The organism is Microbacterium sp. NPDC056234, from assembly GCF_042267585.1.
GTDB lineage: Bacteria > Actinomycetota > Actinomycetes > Actinomycetales > Microbacteriaceae > Microbacterium.
Genome location: NZ_JBHJTE010000015.1, coordinates 1 through 1,071 on the forward strand (window position 1 = coordinate 1; position 1,071 = coordinate 1,071).

The window sequence follows — 1,071 nt, forward strand, 5'->3', positions numbered from 1 at the left end:
CCGGAGACCGCTGTGAGGTGGGACAGTCCGCTGGTGAGCATCGCGTCGTTCAGCTCGGCGGACACGGCCGTTGTGTCGCCGACCGCGAGCCCGGGCAGCAGCGCGGCACCCGGCTCGGGCAGGCGCACCGCTCGCGCGACGAAGTGCGCCCTGGTCTCTGCGGCGATCGCGAAGACGCCGGTTGCGGGCCCGATCACCTCTGCCGAACTCGCGAACACCACCAGCACGGCCCGCTCCGATGCTTCCGTCGCCATCACCTGTCCGAGCACCCGTACCCGCGCGCCCAGATCGGCGCCGGCCAGCGTGTCGACACCGATGCGCACTGGAACCGAAAGCACGCGCTCCGATCCCGCAGGACCGATCCGGACCGTCTGCGCATCGAACCACGCGCGTCCGTCGGAGCCGGTCGTGCGCGAAGAGGTGACGTCCGCTTCGATGACGACGATCCTGCCATCGAGCTCCGCCACGTCCGTGCGCACCGGTGCAGCGCACACGCACGTCAGAGCGACCGCCGCGGCGCCCGCACAGGCGACAGCCGCGATCGGAGCCCACCGAAACCGACGCGCCCGACCGATGACGACGAGCGCCGTGCCGGCCACCAGCGCACACACCAGCAGCCCCCACGCCAGCACGGGCACGAACGCGCAGCCAAGAGCGACAGCCCAGGCCGCGGACGCCACGGGCACGAGCCGCAGGTCGCGGCGGCTCATATGAGCACCCGGGGCGTCTTGGAATCCACTGGCACTCCGACACGGTACGTACGCGCGACCACCGCCAAACGCGTCGATTCCGGGATCCGTGAAGAACCAGAAGAAGAAGGAACCTGTGCAGTGCGGGTGCTTCAGCCCCGCGCCGAAGATGCCTCATCCACTGGGATGGGCTCAGCATCGCCGACGCCGGCGGCATCATCGGCATCCCCGCGTCGACGGCACGAACCCGATATAAGACTGCCCGGATACAGCTCGCGCGATCCCTAGACTCGACCGACCTCCCAACTGACGCAGCGTTTCGCAATCTCGGTGTCTCAAAAACCACGCCTCGCGACCTCCCGGTCAGAAACGGCATCGAACG

Annotated in this window: 1 pseudogene; it reads right to left on the bottom strand. The window is 69.1% G+C overall.

The window, feature by feature from the left end:
* Positions 1–710, bottom strand: a pseudogene (locus ACFCYE_RS17905) (hypothetical protein); the annotation flags it as partial.
* Between the last annotated feature and the right edge of the window lie 361 nt (positions 711–1,071).